Raw genomic sequence first — 18,085 nt, 5'->3', positions numbered from 1 at the left:
CCACGCGCCCTCCTCCCCCCCCCCCCGTGGTCCGGGCTGCCACCCGCCCCCGCGCGCGGCCGCCGCCGGCGCGGGCGCATGTGCATAGCAGAGGCCGTGTCCGAATGTCAGACCTGACACCGGCGGGAAGCAGGCGACTGCGCATGTGCATAGCAGAGGCCGTGTCCGAATGTCAGACCTGACACCGGCGGGACACCGGCGCGACACGCTGGGGCACCGGCGACGACAAGACAAGGAGACGTCCATGACGAGCAATGTTCCGCAGATCGAATTCTGGTTCGATTTCGGCAGCAATTACAGCTACCTGAGCACCATGCGCATCGAGGCGCTGGCCGCCGCACACGGCGTGCGCGTGCTGTGGAAGCCGTTTTTGCTGGGACCGATCTTCAAGGCCTTCGGCTGGAGCTCGTCGCCCTTCGTGCTGCAAAAGGAAAAAGGCGCCTACGTGTGGCGCGACATGCAGCGACAGTGCGATAAATACGCCTTGCCTTGGACACAGCCGAGCGCGTTTCCCCGGCGCGCGCTGCTGCCGCTGCGGGTGGCCCTGCTCGGCGCCGCCGAACCATGGATCGGCGCCTTCTGCCAGCGCATCATGCATTGCAATTTCGCCCTCGACCGCGAAATCGACGACCCGCTCCTGGTCGGCGACGTCCTCACCGCGCTCGGCCTCGATGCAAGCGCCCTGCTGGCCGCCGCCAACACCGAACAGAACAAACTGGCCATGCGCGCCCAGGGTGAGCAAGCCCTGCGGCGCGGCATTTTCGGGGCGCCGATGTTCTTCGCCGGCGACGACATGTTCTGGGGAAATGACCGGCTGGAGGATGCCGTGGCCTGGGCCGCTGGCCGTGTTGCCGCACGTATAGATTTGGCGTAGTATGGCCGCATCATCCACTTGCTTTGCCGCCTACAACCATGACCGGATCGTCGAAAAAACTCGTGCTGTTGCTTGCCATGGTCGCCTTTGTCGCCGCCGGGGCCGCGCTGTACCACAACCATCACGAAGAGAACCTGGCGCCAGCCGCGTCCAGGACTGCGGGCACGCCCAAGGCGGCGCAGGCGGCGCGCACCAAAGCACAGGCAATCGACGCCCTGATGGCGCTGCCGGAGCTGAAAGCCTGGTCAGCGCACATCGACAAGGCCTCGGGCGGCAAAGCCCACGGCGCGGTGCTCGACGATGAGGAGGATGGCACGAAGCTCATCGGCGGCAAAAACTACTGGAGCCTGTCCTTCGTCGAAAACGGCGACGAGGCCGCGCACCGCTGGGAGACCTTCCTGGTCGCCACCAGCGGCGACGAGATCCTGGTCGACGACACCAACGACGACCGGCAACTGACCCTGGCCCAATGGCGCGCCGAAAAGCGCCCGCTCGAACGCATCGTCAAACAAGCCGACAGCGCGCCGGCCGCAGCCGCCCCGCCGCCATAACGATACGGGACGGGCGTCCCGTAAGGGCGTTCCGTAAGGGCGTCCCGTACGGGCGTACCTACCCGCCCAGATGCGAAATCTGCGTGTGCGCGCTGGCCCCATCGGGCTGGCCATCGGCGCCCAGCGAAATCCCGACCGACAGAATATCGATCAGCAGCAGCTGCATGATCCGCGAGATCATCGACAGGAAGCTGGTGCTGTCCTCGGCATGGTCGACCGCCAGGCACACCGTGGCCTTCTTGGCCAGGGGCGTGCCGCTGCCGGTCATCGCAATCACGTCCGCCCCGGCCGCGCGCGCCGCGTCCACCGCCGCCAGCAGTTCGGGCAAGCGCCCGGAATTGGAAATCGCAATGACCACATCGCCCGGCTTGAGCAGTTCGGCGGCCAGGGTGAACAGGTGCGAGTCGCCGTACGACGCGGTCGGAATGCGGAAGCGGAAAAACTTGTGCTGGCCATCCAGCGCCACCACCCGCGAATTGCCCATCGCGTAAAACTCGACCCGGTGCGCGCGGGTCAGCAGCTCGATGGCGCGGTCGAGCGCGCGCACGTCGAGCTGGTCGCGGAATTTGAGGATCGCCGACACGGTATTGTCGATCACCTTGGCCGAGACATCGTGCGTGCTGTCGCCGCCGCGCACCTGGCTGTGGCGCACGGGGATGGCGCCGGTCAGGCTGCTGGCAAAGCGCAGCTTGAAGTCGGCCAGGCCCAAAAACCCGAGCGAGCGGCAGAAGCGGATCACGGTCGGCTGGCTCACTTCGGCCAGGCGCGCGATGTCGGCAATCGGTTCGCCCAGCACGAGGCGCGGCTGCTCCAGCACCAGGCTGGCCACGCGCTGCTCGGCGGGCGTGAGTTCATGCTGCAGGTGCTGGACCCGCTCCATCAGGGTATTGGCGCCGCTGCGTCCGCGCAGGTGCTCCGACAAGATCGTCGCCACGCCGTGAAAGGCTGGATTGGGCGTGGTGATGACGTAGGTGGGAATGTCGGCCAGGTAGGTCGAGAAGCGCCCCTTGGCTTCGAAGCGGCTGCGAAAGGGCGATGCGGCAAACAGCTCGCCGATGCGCGGCACGATGCCGCCGCCGATAAAGATGCCGCCGAACGCGCCCAGGGTCACCGCCAGGTTGGCCGCGGCCCCGCCCAGCATGCCGCAGAAGCACTCGATCACCTCCAGGCACAGCGCATCCTTGTCGTCGAGCGCGCCGGCGATGATGTCGGGCGAGCTGCGTGGCGCGCCGGCGACGCCGTTGCGCAGCGCCAGCGCGCGGTAGATGATTTCCATGCCGGGCCCTGAGATCAGGCGTTCGTTCGAGACGTGCGGCCACTCCGTCCAGGCGAACCGCAGGATCGCAAATTCGCGCTCGTCGGCCGGCGCGAAATTGACGTGCCCTCCTTCGCTGCCGAGCGTGACAAAACCATCGAGCGTGGGAATCACGCCCGACACACCCAGGCCGGTGCCGGGACCGAGCACGCCGATCACCGCGTTGGCGGCGGCCTTGCCGGGGCCGACCTGCATCAGGTCGTCGGGCTTGAGGCCCGGCAGCGCCATCGCCAGTGCGGTGAAGTCGTTGACGATCAGGAGCGTGTGCAGCCCCAGTTCGCGCCGCACCGCATCGGTGGAAAACTCCCAGTCGCGGTTGGTCATGCGCACCTGGTCGCCGTTGACCGGATTGGCCACCGCCAGCGCGGCGTGGTTGAGGGTCATGCCGGCGTGGTCTGCCAGGTAGAAACGCAGCAGCGGAACGATGCCTTCGAAGTCGTCGCACTTGAGCACCCGCACCGAACGGAACACGCCCGGCGCGGTCTGCAGCGCGAAGCGCGCATGCGTGGCGCCGATGTCGGCCAGCAGGCGCGGGCCGTCGGCAAAGGCCGTGCGGCCGGATTTTTCGGCGTCGGGCTGGTCGTTCATCCGCGCTTGGTGCCGAACCAGGCGCCGTAGGCCGGCAGGGTGACTGTGCCTTCTTCGGCGTTGCCATGCAGGCCGTGGCCGATCATCGGTACCGCATCGACCGCGTCGGCGAATGCGTACGTCACCGGCTCGGGGCCAAGGTTGAATACGGCCAGCACGCTGGGGTGGCCGGCCAGGTCGCGCCGCAGCGCCAGCACCGGTTCGGGCGCATCGAAGAAGACGATGTCGCCGCGCGTGAGCTGCGGCTGCTGGCGGCGCCAGGCAAGGATGCGGCGCGCAAAATTGAGCGGGGAGTCGGTGTCGGTTTCCTGCGCGCTGGCGGCCGAGGCGATGTGCTCTTCGGCCACCGGCAGCCATGGGGTGCCGGTGGTAAAACCGGCGTTGGGCAGTTCGGCGGTCCAGGGAATCGGCGTGCGGCAGCCGTCGCGGCCCTTGAACTCGGGCCAGAAGGTGATGCCGTACGGGTCCTGCAGCAGTTCGAACGGCACGTTTGCCTCGGTCAGCGCCAGTTCGTCGCCCTGGTACAGGCACGGCGTGCCCTTGAGCGAGAGCTGCATCGCCAGCACCAGCTTGGCCAGCGCATGGGTCGGCGCGGCGCCGCCCCAGCGCGTCATGACGCGGATGCTGTCGTGATTACCGACCGACCAGGAAGCCCAGCCGCCCTTGACGCGCGCTTCGAATTGTTCGACCTGGCGGCGCACGTGGCCCGCCGAAAATTCGGGCGTGAGCAGGTTGAAGCTGTACGCCATGTGCAGCTTGTCGCCGTCGGCGGTGTAGTCGGCCATGACGCCGAGCGCATCGTCCGCGCCCACTTCGCCGATGGCGACCGCGCCGAATTCGTCGAGCAGCACGCGGATCTTCTGCAGGAAGGCGATGTTCTCGGGACGCGTCTTGTCGTACACGTGCGCCTGCATGCCGTACGGGTTCACATCGGTGACGGTGGAGGTGTCGCGGCTGGTGGCGGCCGGATTGCTGCGCAGTTCGGGATCGTGGAAGTGGAAATTGCAGGCGTCCATGCGCACGCCGTCGACGCCGCGCGCCAGCCAGAAACGCAGGTTGTCCAGGTGCGCCTGCTGCACGTCCGGATGGTGGAAGTTCATGTCCGGCTGGCTGACCAGGAAGTTGTGCAGGTAGTACTGCTTGCGCCGGCTGTCCCACTGCCACGACGAGCCGCCGAAGACCGACAGCCAGTTATTCGGCGGATTGCCGTCCGCCAGCGGATCGGCCCACACGTACCAGTCGGCCTTGGGATTGTCGCGGCTCTTGCGGCTCTCGACGAACCAGGGATGGATGTCGGCCGTGTGCGAGAGCACCTGGTCGATCATGATCTTCAGGCCAAGGCTGTGGGCTTTGGCGACCAGCGCGTCGAAGTCGTCCAGGGTGCCGAACATGGGATCGACGCCGCAGTAATCGGCCACGTCGTAGCCGAAGTCCTTCATCGGCGACGTGAAGAACGGCGAGATCCAGACGATGTCGGCGCCGAGTTGCGCGATGTAGTCGAGTTTTTCGGTGATACCCGGCAGGTCGCCGATTCCGTCGCCGTTCGTATCACGGAAACTGCGCGGATAAACCTGATAAATGATGGCCTCGCGCCACCATGGCGTATTTTGTTCGGAGTGCAGCGAAATATCGTTGTTCATGATGGGCGTCCAGGTTAGATTTTGTACATAATATACATCAATTTAATCGATTTTACAATTTGGCGCAAAGCCCCGCGAACAGGCTAAAATCGTCTATTTTTCAATAACTTACATACCAAACGAGAATATGCTTCCCACTATCTCGGTAGTCAAACTACAGACATAATCGCAAACACGCCTGCCTGTCCATACACGCCGGCGCCGCGGCCGCCGTGCCGGCGCGGGTTGTACCGTCCATCCTGAATATACCTATTGCCAGCCCCGGGCCTTGGGCTTAGCATCCCATCTGTTTAAATAGCAGGAGTACCCATGTCGCAGTTGGATAAAGAAAGCGGAAACGGGCCAATGCCCCGACAGATTCCGTACATCGTGGGCACCGAAGGATGCGAGCGATTCAGTTTTTACGGGATGCGCAACATCCTCACCCCTTTTTTGATCAGCACCCTGCTGCTGTTCATGCCGGTCGCCGACCGCGCCGGCGAAGCCAAGCACATATTCCACACCTTCGTCATCGGGGTGTACTTTTTCCCGCTGCTGGGCGGCTGGCTGGCCGACCGCTTCTTCGGCAAATACGACACCATCTTCTGGCTCAGTCTCGTGTACTGCGCGGGCCACGCCTGCCTGGCGATCTTCGAAGATAGCCTCAAGGGCTTTTACTTCGGCCTGTTCCTGATCGCGCTCGGCTCGGGCGGCATCAAGCCCTTGATCTCGTCGTTCGTGGGCGACCAGTTCGACCAGACCAACAAGAACAAGGCCAAAGTCGTCTACGACGTGTTCTACTGGATGATCAACTTCGGGTCCTTCTTCGCCTCGCTGCTGATGCCTTACTTCCTGGCCAAGCACGGACCGGCGATCGCCTTCGGCATTCCGGGCATCCTGATGTTCGTGGCGACCGTCGTGTTCTGGCTCGGGCGCAAAAAGTACATCCATGTACCGCCAGCCCCGCCGGACCCGGACTCGTTTACGCGCGTGGCGCGCAGCGCCCTGCTGGCGCACAAACCGGGCCAGGCCCGCACCGGTCTGGCGGTCGCCCTGTTCGGCGTGGCCGGCGCGGTCGCTTCGCTGGCCATGTCGCTGCAGTGGGGCTTCGTGATCGCCGCCTGCACGGCGCTGGTCCTGCTGCTCGCTTTTGGGGGCATCGGCACCTCGATGCAGCTCGAACGCGCGCGCGGCGTGCATTCCGATGTGGCGGTCGACGGCGTGCGCGCCGTGCTGCGCATCCTGATCGTGTTCGCGCTGGTGACGCCGTTCCACTCGCTGTTCGACCAGAAGGCGTCGACCTGGATCGTGCAGGCCAATTCGATGGTCCCGCCGACCCTCAATATCTTCGGCAACGAATTCTCCTTCGTGGCGGCGCAGATGCAGGCCCTCAACCCGCTGCTGGTGATGATCCTGATCCCGTTTAACAACCTGGTGCTGTACCCGGCCCTGCGCAAAATAGGCGTGGAGCCGACGCCGCTGCGCCGCATGACGACCGGGATCGTGTTCTCGGCGCTGTCGTGGATCGTGATCGGCACCCTGCAAGTGCAGATGGATGGCGGCACCCCGACCTCGATGCTGTGGCAGGTCCTGCCGTATGCGCTGCTGACCTTCGGCGAAGTGCTGGTCGCGGCCACCGGGCTCGAATTTGCCTACAGCCAGTCGCCGCCGTCGATGAAGGGCGTGATCATGGCCTTCTGGTTCCTGTCCATCACCGTGGGCAGCCTGTGGGTCCTGATCGTCAACGCCAGCATCAAGAACGATGCGGTGATCTCGAATATCGCCACCAGCGGCTTTAGCGTCATCGCGTTCCAGATGTACTTCTTCGCCGGCTTTGCGTTCGTGGCCGCCGCCGTCTTCGGCTGGTATGCGACGCGCTACAAGATGATGGATAACTACCGTTCCGACGCCGCACCGGCCAAGGCGTAAAACCGGCCGCACCAAAGGCGGGGAAGCAGCCAGCTTTCCCGCCCCCACAACGATAAGGGGATCATCATGCGTAAATTGTTCCAGATAGCGTTAATGTGCTGCGCCGCCGTATTTTGCACCAGCAGTTTCGCCGCCAGCGACCATGGCAGCGCCGAGGAAGCCAAGGCGCTGGTGCAGAAGGTGATCGCCTACATGAAAGCGAATGGGCGCGAGAAAACCATCGCCGAAATCAACGACATGCAAAGCACGCGCTTTCGCGACCGCGACCTGTACGTGACCATCAACGACATGACCATGAGGAACCTGGCCCATGGCGCCAACGCCAAAATGCAGGGCAAGGAGCTGATTGACCTGAAGGACGCCGACGGCAAACCGTTCATGCGCGAACGCCTCGCCCTGCTCAAGACCAAAAACAACGGATGGCAGGACTACAAATTCGTCAACCCGGTCACCAAGCAGATCGAACCGAAGTCGATGTACTTCGAAAAATACGAAGACCTGGTCATCAACTGCGGCATCTACAAGTAAGTACGCCATCCGGGCGCCGCAAGCGCGGCGCCTGTTCCCCTCCTCTTCGCGCGGTTTTCCGCACGCCGCAACGGCTCTATTCCGGTTTTCCGCCATTTTTCATCCTCCTGCCAGCCCCTTTGCCCCTGCGCGCGGCGCCAGCGGCGCTGGCACGAAAGATGCAATGAGCATGGTGTAGTTAAACCATAACGGAGACCGTCGCATGAAAACCATCCACCACCTCGTCCTGGCGGCTGCCGCCCTGTCCGCGTCCGCCCAGGCGGCCGACAATGTCGTCAGGCTCGGCAACCTCAAATTCGCCCACTACGGCGCCGTTTCGTACATCAAGGAGATCGCGCCCAAGTGCGGCATCAAGGTCGAAGAAAACATGTTCGCCAAAGGCCCGGACGTGATGCAGGCGATCCTGTCGGGCGACCTCGATGTCGGCGCCACCGCATCGGAAGCGGCCATCTCCGGCCGCGCCAACGGTGCGCCGATCTACATCGTGGCCGGTTTCGCCAAGGGTGGCGCGCGCCTGGTCGCGCGCCCCGACGGCGGCATCAAGTCGGTCAAGGACCTCAAGGGCAAGAAGGTCGGCGTGACGCGCGGCGGCATCCATGAAGTTCTGCTGTACGCGCAGCTGGCCAGGCATGGCCTCTCCTGGTCCGATTCCGCCGGCAAGGACGTGCATGTCATCTACCTCGCCTTTGCGGACCTGAACCAGGCGCTGCTCGGCAAGAACCTGGACGCGATCATGCAAAGCGAGCCGCAATCGTCGCAGGCGATCAACAAGGGCTTCGGGATGGAAGTGATGAAGCCCTACGACACCCCGATCGGCGAGCCGGTACGCACCCTGGTCATGAGCGAAAAATTCTACAAGGAGAACCGCGCCACCGCCGCCAAGTTCATGAACTGCTTCGTGCAGGCCACCAAGCTGTTCATCGATAACAAGGCCGCCGGCGAAAAATACGTGCGCGAGTCGATGTTCAAGAACCAGATCACCAAGGACGACTTCGAGGACGCGATCGCCAACTCGCCCTACACCTACGACGTGACCATCGAGCATATCCAGACCACCACCGACGTGATGGCCAAGACCGGCACCGGCAAGATGCGCGTGCCGCCGGTGGCCAAGGACTGGGTCAAGACCGACCTGCTGGAGCAGGCCAAGAAGTCCCTGTCGGTTCAATAAGCGGAGGGCCTTCATGACTCAAGCTAAGTGGCGCGAAAGCGCCGTTGGATTCGTCGCGCCGGTCGTCATCATCGCCCTGTGGCAGGCTGGCGCCATGCTCGGATTGATCAATCCGCAGGTACTGCCATCGCCCTGGGCGGTGCTGCTCAAGTGGATCGAATACGCCCTGCCGCTCACCGCGTTCGACCCGGCCGCCGGTTCGCGCCTGGCATGGATGTTTTCCGGCGAACTGCTGATCGACACTGCCGGCAGCATGTACCGCGTGGTGGTCGGCTTTGTCATCGGCGCCGGACTGGCCCTGCCGCTCGGGCTGGCCATGGGATCGAGCCGCACCATGTACAACTGGCTCAACCCCCTGATGCAGGTGCTGCGCCCGATTCCGCCGATCGCCTACATTCCGCTGGCGATCCTGTGGTTCGGGCTTGGCAATGCGCCGGCCGTGTTCCTGATCGCCATCGGCGCGTTCTTCCCGGTGCTGATGAATACCATCGCCGGCGTGCGCCAGGTCGACAGCATCTACATCCGCGCCGCGCGCAACCTGGGCGCCAGCCAGAGCACCATGTTCCTGCGCGTGATGCTGCCGGCCGCCGTGCCGTACATCCTGTCCGGCGTGCGGATCGGGATCGGTACCGCCTTCATCGTCGTCATCGTCTCCGAAATGATCGCCGTGAACAACGGGCTCGGTTTCCGCATCCTGGAGGCGCGCGAATACTTCTGGTCCGACAAAATCGTCGCCGGCATGATCAGCATTGGCCTGCTCGGCCTGGCCATCGACATCGGCATGAATAAACTGAACAACCATTTGCTGCGCTGGCACCGCGGCCTGGAGACCTGAGATGACTTCCTCCCACATCGACGTTGCGAACGTCAGCAAAATCTTCAACGCGGGCGAGCGCGAAGTGACCGCCCTGCGCGACATCAACCTGCACATCCCCGACGGCCAGTTCGTCTGCCTGCTGGGGCCCTCGGGCTGCGGCAAGTCGACCCTGCTCAATGCGATTGCCGGCTTCTCGCTGCCATCGACCGGGACCATCGAAGCCAATGGCAAGCTGGTGACCAGTCCCGGACCGGATCGCGGCATGGTGTTCCAGGAGTACGCGCTGTTCCCCTGGATGACGGTCGAGAAAAACATCGGCTTCGGCCTCGGCATCAAGGGCATGCAGGCGGCGGAGATCGACAAGCGCGTCGGCGCCCTGCTCGAGATGCTGTCGCTGTCGGACTTCCGCCAACGGTTTCCGAAGGATCTGTCGGGCGGCATGCGCCAGCGCGTGGCGATCGCGCGCGTGCTGGCGCTCGACTCGCCCATCATGCTGATGGACGAACCGTTCGGCGCACTCGACGCGCTCACCCGGCGCAACCTGCAGGACGAGCTGCTGCGCATCTGGGCCGAGCTGAAAAAGACCATCGTGTTCGTCACCCACAGCATCGAAGAGGCGATCTACCTGGCCGACCGCATCATCGTGATGACCTACCGGCCCGGCACCGTCAAGCGCGACATCATCGTCGAACTGCCGCGCATGCGCGATCCCTCGTCGGCCGCCTTCAATGAGCTCAAGCGCGAGCTCGGGGCGCTGGTCATGGAAGAGCAGCAGCGCCACCACAACGACGAAATCCGGATGGCGGCTGTCGATTAAGAGCCTGTGCAGTAGAATCGACGCCACTCACCGTGGACCGCTCATGCACGTAAAACGACAACTCGCCTGGCTCCTCGCGCTGCTCGCCAGCGCGGGGCTGATTGCGGCCGCCTACCAGGTAGCGATGCGCCAGGGCGGAGCCGACGAACTCGAACGCGGCGCGCGCCAGTTGCAGCTGATGGCGCCCGAACTGGAGTCGGCGCTCGACAAGTTCGAGACCCTGCCCTACGTCGTCGGCCTGCAGGAGAACGTGGCCGCGCTCTTGACGCAACCGGGCGAGCGCGCGCGCATCGACCAGGTCAACCGCAGCTTGCAGGCGATCGCGCGCCAGTCGCGGGTCGGCGCGATCTATCTGATGGACCGCGACGGCAACACGCTCGCCGCCAGCAACTGGGACCTGCCGCTCACCTTCATGGGCCGCAACTTCGGCTACCGTCCGTATTTTCGCGAAGCGCTGGCCGGGCGCGCCGGCCGCTTCTACGGCATCGGCAGCACCACCAGCGAACCAGGTTACTTCATCGCCCAGCCGGTGATGCGGGGCGCGCGCGTGCTGGGCGTGGTCGCGGTCAAGATCAGCCTCGACGAATTCGCCCGGAACTGGGCCGGCAGCGAAGACACGATCGTGCTGGCCGACAGCGCCGACGTGGTGTTCCTGTCCAACCGGCCGCAATGGACGTACCGCAGCCTGCGCGCGCTCTCCGCCACCACCCAGCGCGAACTGGCCAGCACAGATCAATACGCGCGCCGTCCGATCGCGCCCATCGACGGCCAGGTGCCGCCGCATGCGGCGCGCCGGACCGGCCCCCTGGGCTGGCAGCTGATGCTGTTCCCGGCGCCGGACCGGGTGCGGCGCATGGCGGCCTTGTGGGCGCTGGCCGCCGCGCTGGTGGCGGCCAGCGCCGTCGTCGCCGCATGGGCCTTGTACCAGCGCCGTCGGCGGCTGGAAGAGCGCCAGGCCGCCAACGCAGCATTGCAGCGCGCCGCCGGCGAACTCGATCTGCGGCTGGCCGAGCGCACCGCGCTGCTGCGCCAGGCCAACGACGACCTGGAGGCGCGCTACGCCACGCTGAAAGAAACCGAGCACGTACTGCGCTCGACCCAGGACCAGCTGGTCCAGGCGGGCAAGCTGGCGATGCTGGGCCAGATGGCGGCCGGCGTCACGCATGAACTGAACCAGCCGCTGGCGGCGATCCGCGCGTTTGCCGACAACGCCCGCACCTTTCTCGAACGTGGCCAGCAAGCGCAGGCCAGCGCCAACCTGACCCACATCAGCGACGCCAGCGCGCGCATGGGCGCCATCATCGGCCAGTTGAAGGGTTTTGCGCGGCGCAGCGACGCCGTGGCGACGGTCGACATCGCCCAGTCGCTGGCCGCCTCGGCGTTTTTGCTGCAGGGCGAATTCAAGCGGCTCGGCGTTGCGCTGGCGCTGCCGCCGCCGCTGTCGTCGCCGAACCAGCTGCTGATCACCGGCGACGCCGTGCGCATCGAACAGGTGCTCATCAACCTGCTGCGCAATGCGCTCGACGCCGTCGACGAGGCCGACGTGCGCGAAGTGTCGGTCACGCTCGCGCAGATCGATGGTTACGCCGTGGTGCGCATTGCCGACAGCGGCCCGGGCTTGTCCGACAGCGTGGCCGCGCACCTGTTCGAACCGTTCTTTACCACCAAGCCGTCGGGCAAGGGCCTCGGGCTCGGGCTCGCGATATCATCATCGATCGTGCAAGCCATGAACGGACAGCTCGAAGGCAGCAACCGCCCCGGCGGCGGTGCCCAGTTCGAAGTGCGCCTGCCGCTGCCGGGCGGAGAAACCAACGAGGGAAACGAATGAAGACCATGCAAGCCATCCTGGTGGAAGACGAAGCCCCGCTGCGCCTGGCCACGACCCAGACGCTGGAACTGGGAGGCTTTTCCGTGAACGCCTACGCCAGCGCCGAGGAAGCGCAAGGCGCGCTCGATGCGGCGTTCGATGGCGTGATCGTCAGCGACGTGCGCCTGCCCGGGCGCTCGGGCCTGGACCTGCTGGCGCAAGTGGTGGCGCTGGACGCGGAACTGCCCATGATTATGGTGACCGGCCATGGCGATGTGGCGATGGCGGTCGGCGCCATGCGCGCCGGCGCCTACGACTTCATCGAAAAGCCGTTCGGCGCCGAGCGCCTGCTCGATGCGGTCCGGCGCGCCCAGGAACGGCGTTCGCTGGTGCTCGAAAACCGGCGCCTCAAGACCGCGTGGGCGCTGCATCCCGATACGCCGCAACTGGTGGGACGTTCCGACGCCATCGAACGGCTCAAGGTATTGGTGCGCAATATCGCGCCGGCCGGCGTCGACATCCTGATCAACGGCCAGACCGGCACCGGCAAGGAAGTCGTCGCCCGCCTGATTCATGCGGCCAGCGCGCGCAAGGGGAATTTTGTCGCCATCAATTGCGGCGCCCTGCCCGAGTCGGTGTTCGAGAGCGAGATGTTCGGGCACGAGGTGGGGGCGTTTACGGGCGCGCACAAACGCCGCATCGGCAAGCTCGAATACGCCAACGGCGGCACCCTGTTCCTCGACGAGATCGAGAGCATGCCGATGGCGCTGCAGGTCAAGCTGCTGCGCGTGCTGCAGGAACGCCAGCTTGAGCGCCTGGGCGGGAACGAGGCGATCGCCGTGAACTTTCGCATTATCGCAGCCAGCAAGGCCGACCTGCTGGAACTGAGTAACGAAGGGCGCTTTCGCGAAGATCTGTACTACCGGATCGGCGTGGCCACCATCGATTTGCCGCGCCTGAACGAACGGCGTGACGACATTGCGCTGCTGATGGCGCATTTTACGCAGGATGCGGCGCAGCGCTACGGGCGCGCGGCGCCGCAGTGGAGCAGCGAGCAAATGCGTCAGTGGCAGGCGGCCGAGTGGCCGGGCAATGTGCGCGAGCTGCGCAACTTCGCCGAGCGGCTGGTGCTCGGCATCGTCGCCACGCCAGCGCCGGCGCCGGCCGCCACCCCCGTTCCTGGCGCCGCCTTGACCCTGCCGCAGCAGCTCGACGCGTATGAGCGTGATCTGATCGCCAGAGCGCTCGACGCGGTCGACGGCAACGTCTCCACCGCCGCCGACCAACTCGGCGTGCCACGCAAAACCCTGTACGACAAGCTGAAAAAATATCAGCTGGCGCCCGGACGAAAGATGTAATTTCACTACAAAGTCGCCGGAAATGTGTGAAAATCGGTGGCTTGGGCAAAAAGATGGTGTAGCAAAGATACCTCTTGCCCGGGCACTTCTCTCACGACGATACCGGACGCCAGATGAATTTTGCACTTTTCGGGGCCGCGATTCTCGCCGGCGCAAACGCCACGGCCTCAAACGCCGGCGTGGCGGCGGTCTGCGACAGCGACGCTTTTCAAACCGTCTTGCAGCCGTCACACGGCAGCATCGAGGCGCGCGCCGTCTGGCTGGACCGGCGGCTGGCGCAATGGCCCGGCATGGAGAACACGGGGCGCTTCAAGCTGTATCACTCGCCCCATGGGCGCATCGTCGCGCCGGCCGGCGGCACGGTCGGCGGCGCTTCCGGCGCACTCTCGCTCGCCGCGCTCAGCGACGCCCTGGCGCCCGAGCTGGCGCAGCGCTTCAAGTATGTGGGCAAAGGCGTGCTGCTCGCCGTGGCGGCATCCGACCTGGCGCGCCTGCCCGGCCTGCACCGCCAGCAGCTGGTACTGGTGCAGGAAGACGCAGACGGAAAAGTGCGCGCGGCGACAAGGCTGCAAGCGGCCGGCGCGCTCGACGATCTGTATGCCGCTGCCGAATCGGCGGGCGATCTTGGCGCCGTGCCGGCGCGCCGCGGCACCACCTTCAGGCTGTGGGCGCCGACTGCGCAACGCGTATCCCTGTGCACCTACGACAGCGGCAGCGGACGCGCACAGGCGCTTGATGCGATGCGGTTCGACCACGCCACCGGCATCTGGAGCGCCACGCGAAAAGGCGACCTGTCCGGCAAATACTATACCTATGCCGTCGACGTGGTGGCCGACGGCACGGGCCTGGTCCGCAACAGGGTAACCGACCCGTATTCGGTCAGCCTGACGACCGACTCGAAGCGCAGCTATATCGCCGACCTGTCGTCGGCGCGGCTCAAGCCGGCCGGCTGGGACACCTCGGCGCCGCCCGCGAGCGTGAAGGCGCAGACCGACATGGCGGTCTACGAGCTGCATGTGCGCGATTTTTCGATCAACGACGCCACCGTGCCGGCAGCGCAGCGCGGCAAGTACGCCGCCTTTTCCCAAGCCGGCTCGAACGGCATGAAGCACCTTGCCGCCCTGGCTAGCGCCGGCATGACCGACATCCACCTGCTGCCGGTGTACGACATCGCCAGCATCCCGGAGCGCGGCTGCGCGCAGCCCGTTCCCACGGGCGCGGCCGATGGCGAAGCGCAGCAGGCGCTGGTCATGCAGACGGCGGCGACCGACTGCTTCAACTGGGGCTACGATCCGTATCACTACAACGCGCCGGAGGGCAGCTACGCCAGCGATGCGTTCGACGCCGCCACGCGCATCGTCGAACTGCGCGGCATGGTCATGAACCTGCACCGGGCCGGCCTGCGGGTCGGCATGGACGTGGTCTACAACCACACCTTCGCCTCCGGCCAGAAAGAAAAATCGCTCCTCGACCGTATCGTGCCCGGCTACTACCAGCGCTTGAACGCGGCCGGCGGCGTCGAGCAATCGACCTGCTGCGACAACACCGCCACCGAAAACCGCATGATGGGCAAACTCATGATCGACTCGGCCGCCTTGTGGGCGCGCGAGTACAAGATCGACTCCTTCCGCTTCGACCTGATGGGGCACCAGCCGCGCGCGGCGATGGAGCGGCTGCAGGCGCGTGTTAACGCGGCCGCCGGACGCCACGTGCAATTGATCGGCGAAGGCTGGAACTTCGGCGAAGTGGCCGACGGCGCGCGCTTCGTGCAAGCGTCGCAACTGTCGCTCAACGGCAGCGGCATCGGCACCTTCAGCGACCGCGCACGCGACCATGTGCGCGGCGGCTCGGCGGCCGATGCCGGAGCGGACATGATCGGGCGCCAGGGTTTCATCAACGGCCTGGTGTACGACCCGAATGCGCTGGCCGGGGAGCGTCCGCTGGCGGACCTGATGCAGGCGGCCGACATGGTGCGGGTGGGACTGGCCGGTTCGCTGCGCAGCTACGCCATGCAAACGTACAAGGACAGCACGCTGCCACTGGCCGCCATCGACTACAACGGCCAGCCGGCGGGGTATGCCAGCGAACCCGGCGAGGCGGTCAACTACGTCGAGAATCACGACAACCAGACCCTGTACGACATGAATGTGTTCAAGCTGCCGCTGGCGACAAGCAGCGCGGAGCGCGCGCGCGTGCAGGTGCTGGGGGCGGCGATCAATGCGTTCAGCCAGGGCGTGGCCTACTTCCATGCCGGGATCGATACCTTGCGTTCGAAGTCGATGGACCGCAACAGCTTCAATTCCGGCGACTGGTTCAACCGCATCGACTGGACCTACCAGGACAACTACTTCGGCACCGGCGCTCCGCCGGCCGGCGACAACGCCAAAGACTACGCGCTGATCAAACCCCTGCTGGCCAATGCCGCGCTCAAGCCCGCGCCGGCCGATATCGCCTTTACGCGCGATGCGTTTCGGGACCTGTTGACAATCCGCGCCAGCTCCACCCTGTTCCGCATGCGCAGCGCGCACGATGTTGGCAAGCGCCTGCGCTTCCACAACACCGGGTCGAAACAGGTGCCCACCGTGATTGCGGCGCACATCGACGGCACGGGCTACGCCGGCGCCGGTTTCGCGGGCGTGGCGTACTTCATCAATGTGGACAAGATGGCGCACACCCTGGATGTGGCGGAACTGCGCGGCAAGCGCCTGCGCCTGCATCCGGTGCATGCGGCGCCCACAGCGGCAGACCAGCGCGCCGCTGCCAGTACCTACGACAGCGCGACGGGGCGGTTTACCATCCCGGCACGCAGCGCCGTGGTGTTCGTGGAGTGAACCTGGCTTAGATGTCCAGGTGCGAGATCAGCGAGCGCTTTTTATCGTGATCGGACGCATCGTCACCCTGCGCGCCGAGCGAAATGCCCACCGACAGAATGTCGATCAGCAGCAGCTGCAGCACGCGCGAGATCATCGACAGGAAGCTGGTGCTGTCCTCGCTGTGATCGACCGCCAGGCAAATGGTGGCGCGCTTGGCCAGCGCCGATTTGCTGCTGGTGATGGCGATGACGTCGGCCCCGGTGGCGCGCGCCGCATCCACCGCCGCCAGCAGTTCCGGCAACTGGCCCGAGGTGGAAATGGCGATCACCACATCGCCCGGCTTGAGTAGTTCGGCCGCCAGGCTGAAAAGGTGCGAGTCGCCATACGACGACGTGGGAATGCGGAAGCGGAAGAACTTGTGCTGGCCGTCCAGCGCCACCACGCGCGCATTGCCCATCGCGTAGAACTCGACGCGGTTGGCCTTGCGCAGCAGCGCGATGGCACGGTCGATCGAGACCACGTCGAGCTGGTCGCGGAATTTCAGGATCGCCGAGACGGTGTTGTCGATCACCTTGGCCGACAGGTCGTGCGTACTGTCGGACACGCGCACCTGGCTGTGGCGCACGGGAATGGTGCCGGTCAGGCTGCTCGCGAACTTGAGCTTGAAGTCGGCCAGGCCCAAAAAGCCCAGCGAGCGGCAGAAGCGGATCACGGTCGGCTGGCTCACATCGGCCAGGCGCGCGATTTCCGCGATCGGTTCGCCCAGCACCTTGCGCGGGTGTTCCAGCACCAGCGTGGCCACGCGCTGTTCGGCGGGCGACAGTTCGTGCTGCAAATGCTGCACGCGCTCCATCAGCGTGTTGGCGCCGCTGCGTCCGCGCAGGTGTTCCGACAGGATCGTCGCCACGCCGATGAAGGCCGGGTTGGGAATCATGATCACGTAGGTCGGGATCTGGCCCAGATAGGAGGAAAAGCGCCCCTTGGCTTCGAAGCGTGCGCGAAACGGCGATGTGACGAACCACTCGCCCATGCGCGGCACGATGCCGCCGCCGATGAAAATGCCGCCGAATGCGCCGAGCGTGACCGCCAGGTTGGCGGCGGCGCCGCCGAGCATGCCGCAAAAGCACTCGAGCACTTCGAGGCAGAGCGCGTCCTTGTCGTCGAGCGCGCCGGCGATGATCTCGGGCGAGGTGCGTGGCGCGGCCTGCACGCCGTTGCGCTGGGCCAGCGCGCGGTAGATCAGTTCCATGCCGGGGCCGGAGATGAGGCGCTCGTTCGATACGTGCGGCCACTCCTTCCATGCGTACTGCAGGATCGCGAATTCGCGCTCGTCGGCCGGGGCGAAATTGACGTGGCCACCTTCGCTGCCGAGGGTGACGAAGCCGTCGACGGTCGGGATCATGCCCGAGACGCCAAGGCCGGTGCCCGGCCCCACCACGCCGATGACGGCGTTTGCCGCCGGGGCGCCGCCGCCGACCTGCATCAAGTCGGCGCCGGACAGGCCGGGCAGCGACATCGCCAGGGCGGTGAAGTCGTTCACGATCAGCAGCGTGTTCAGTCCCAGTTCGCGGCGCACTTCATCGGTGGAGAATTGCCAGTCGCGGTTGGTCATGCGGATCAAGTCGCCGCTGATCGGATTGGCGAGGGCGAAGGCGGCGTGATTGATGCGAATGCCGGCGTGGTCGGCCAGATAGGTATGGAGCAGCGGGACGATGCCGGGGAAGTCGTCGCATTTGAGCACGCGCACCGAGCGCAGGACGCCGGGGGCGGTTTCAAGGGCAAAGCGCGCGTGGGTCGCGCCGATATCGGCCAGCAGACGGGGACCGTCGGCGTAGGCGGTACGGCTGTACTTTTGTTCTGATTCGTTTTCTTTGGTCATCGCGGTCGCTTCGGACAGT

The 18,085-nt window shown here is 65.4% G+C and carries 13 protein-coding genes; 10 read left to right on the top strand and 3 right to left on the bottom strand.

The features are described 5' to 3' along the window. The first annotated feature begins 244 nt into the window (after positions 1–244). Together F2P45_RS29005 and F2P45_RS29000 are read left to right on the top strand one after the other, a co-directional pair. Positions 245–874 carry a 2-hydroxychromene-2-carboxylate isomerase gene (locus F2P45_RS29005; protein ID WP_166881684.1) on the top strand — a complete coding sequence of 210 codons (630 nt, stop codon included), beginning with the start codon at positions 245–247 and terminating at the stop codon, positions 872–874. Between the two features lie 38 nt (positions 875–912). Continuing rightward, complete coding sequence (locus tag F2P45_RS29000; RefSeq protein ID WP_229505365.1) at positions 913–1,425, top strand: hypothetical protein; 513 nt, start codon at positions 913–915, stop codon at positions 1,423–1,425. 58 nt (positions 1,426–1,483) lie between these two features. Here F2P45_RS29000 and F2P45_RS28995 read toward each other — a convergent pair whose 3' ends face one another. After that, positions 1,484–3,328, bottom strand: coding sequence for a glucokinase (locus F2P45_RS28995; protein ID WP_166881683.1), 1,845 nt, complete (start codon positions 3,326–3,328; stop codon positions 1,484–1,486). Then, positions 3,325–4,968, bottom strand: a complete 1,644-nt coding sequence (locus F2P45_RS28990; protein ID WP_166881682.1) for an alpha-amylase family glycosyl hydrolase — start codon at positions 4,966–4,968, stop codon at positions 3,325–3,327. Before F2P45_RS28990 ends, F2P45_RS28995 begins: the two co-directional genes overlap by 4 nt. A gap of 345 nt (positions 4,969–5,313) precedes the next feature. Here F2P45_RS28990 and F2P45_RS28985 point away from each other — a divergent pair, with 345 nt between their 5' ends. The 8 genes from F2P45_RS28985 (at position 5,314) to F2P45_RS28950 (ending at position 16,205) form a co-directional block, all read left to right on the top strand. After that, positions 5,314–6,876: a POT-type proton-dependent oligopeptide transporter gene (locus F2P45_RS28985; protein ID WP_166881681.1), complete on the top strand. Its 1,563-nt coding sequence runs from the start codon at positions 5,314–5,316 to the stop codon at positions 6,874–6,876. Positions 6,877–6,942: 66 nt separating this feature from the next. Next, a complete protein-coding gene (locus tag F2P45_RS28980) occupies positions 6,943–7,404 on the top strand; it encodes a cache domain-containing protein (protein WP_166881680.1) in 462 nt (153 codons plus the stop codon). Positions 7,405–7,606: 202 nt separating this feature from the next. After that, a complete protein-coding gene (locus tag F2P45_RS28975; protein ID WP_166881679.1) occupies positions 7,607–8,575 on the top strand; it encodes an ABC transporter substrate-binding protein in 969 nt (322 codons plus the stop codon). A 13-nt stretch (positions 8,576–8,588) separates the two neighbouring features. Continuing rightward, positions 8,589–9,410, top strand: a complete 822-nt coding sequence (locus F2P45_RS28970) for an ABC transporter permease (protein ID WP_166881678.1) — start codon at positions 8,589–8,591, stop codon at positions 9,408–9,410. A 1-nt stretch (position 9,411) separates the two neighbouring features. Continuing rightward, on the top strand, positions 9,412–10,209 hold the full coding sequence (locus F2P45_RS28965; RefSeq protein ID WP_166881677.1) for an ABC transporter ATP-binding protein: 798 nt from the start codon (positions 9,412–9,414) through the stop codon (positions 10,207–10,209). A gap of 43 nt (positions 10,210–10,252) precedes the next feature. Then, on the top strand, positions 10,253–12,037 hold the full coding sequence (locus tag F2P45_RS28960) for a sensor histidine kinase (RefSeq protein WP_166881676.1): 1,785 nt from the start codon (positions 10,253–10,255) through the stop codon (positions 12,035–12,037). After that, the gene (locus tag F2P45_RS28955) at positions 12,034–13,374 is read left to right on the top strand and encodes a sigma-54-dependent transcriptional regulator (RefSeq protein ID WP_370663324.1); all 1,341 of its coding nucleotides are present in this window, start codon (positions 12,034–12,036) and stop codon (positions 13,372–13,374) included. The genes F2P45_RS28960 and F2P45_RS28955 overlap by 4 nt, the downstream gene beginning before the upstream one ends. 113 nt (positions 13,375–13,487) lie before the next feature. Further along, the gene (locus tag F2P45_RS28950; protein WP_166881675.1) at positions 13,488–16,205 is read left to right on the top strand and encodes an alpha-1,6-glucosidase domain-containing protein; all 2,718 of its coding nucleotides are present in this window, start codon (positions 13,488–13,490) and stop codon (positions 16,203–16,205) included. Between the two features lie 7 nt (positions 16,206–16,212). Here the strand turns inward: F2P45_RS28950 and F2P45_RS28945 are convergent, their stop codons facing one another. After that, positions 16,213–18,066 (bottom strand): glucokinase, encoded by a 1,854-nt coding sequence (locus F2P45_RS28945; RefSeq protein WP_166881674.1) that lies wholly within the window; start codon positions 18,064–18,066, stop codon positions 16,213–16,215. Between the last annotated feature and the right edge of the window lie 19 nt (positions 18,067–18,085).

Origin of the sequence: Massilia mucilaginosa, assembly GCF_011682145.1 — a bacterium.
Classification (GTDB): Bacteria; Pseudomonadota; Gammaproteobacteria; order Burkholderiales; family Burkholderiaceae_D; genus Telluria_A; species Telluria_A mucilaginosa.
This window is presented reverse-complemented; position numbering and strand designations above follow the sequence as displayed.

Bases quoted from the DNA above. Each gene is read 5' to 3' on its own strand.
- F2P45_RS29005 (WP_166881684.1), top strand. From the start codon at position 245: ATGACGAGCAATGTTCCGCAGATCGAATTCTGGTTCGATTTCGGCAGC.
- F2P45_RS29000 (WP_229505365.1), top strand. From the start codon at position 913: ATGACCGGATCGTCGAAAAAACTCGTGCTGTTGCTTGCCATGGTCGCC.
- F2P45_RS28995 (WP_166881683.1), bottom strand. From the start codon at position 3,328: ATGAACGACCAGCCCGACGCCGAAAAATCCGGCCGCACGGCCTTTGCC.
- F2P45_RS28990 (WP_166881682.1), bottom strand. From the start codon at position 4,968: ATGAACAACGATATTTCGCTGCACTCCGAACAAAATACGCCATGGTGG.
- F2P45_RS28985 (WP_166881681.1), top strand. From the start codon at position 5,314: ATGCCCCGACAGATTCCGTACATCGTGGGCACCGAAGGATGCGAGCGA.
- F2P45_RS28980 (WP_166881680.1), top strand. From the start codon at position 6,943: ATGCGTAAATTGTTCCAGATAGCGTTAATGTGCTGCGCCGCCGTATTT.
- F2P45_RS28975 (WP_166881679.1), top strand. From the start codon at position 7,607: ATGAAAACCATCCACCACCTCGTCCTGGCGGCTGCCGCCCTGTCCGCG.
- F2P45_RS28970 (WP_166881678.1), top strand. From the start codon at position 8,589: ATGACTCAAGCTAAGTGGCGCGAAAGCGCCGTTGGATTCGTCGCGCCG.
- F2P45_RS28965 (WP_166881677.1), top strand. From the start codon at position 9,412: ATGACTTCCTCCCACATCGACGTTGCGAACGTCAGCAAAATCTTCAAC.
- F2P45_RS28960 (WP_166881676.1), top strand. From the start codon at position 10,253: ATGCACGTAAAACGACAACTCGCCTGGCTCCTCGCGCTGCTCGCCAGC.
- F2P45_RS28955 (WP_370663324.1), top strand. From the start codon at position 12,034: ATGAAGACCATGCAAGCCATCCTGGTGGAAGACGAAGCCCCGCTGCGC.
- F2P45_RS28950 (WP_166881675.1), top strand. From the start codon at position 13,488: ATGAATTTTGCACTTTTCGGGGCCGCGATTCTCGCCGGCGCAAACGCC.
- F2P45_RS28945 (WP_166881674.1), bottom strand. From the start codon at position 18,066: ATGACCAAAGAAAACGAATCAGAACAAAAGTACAGCCGTACCGCCTAC.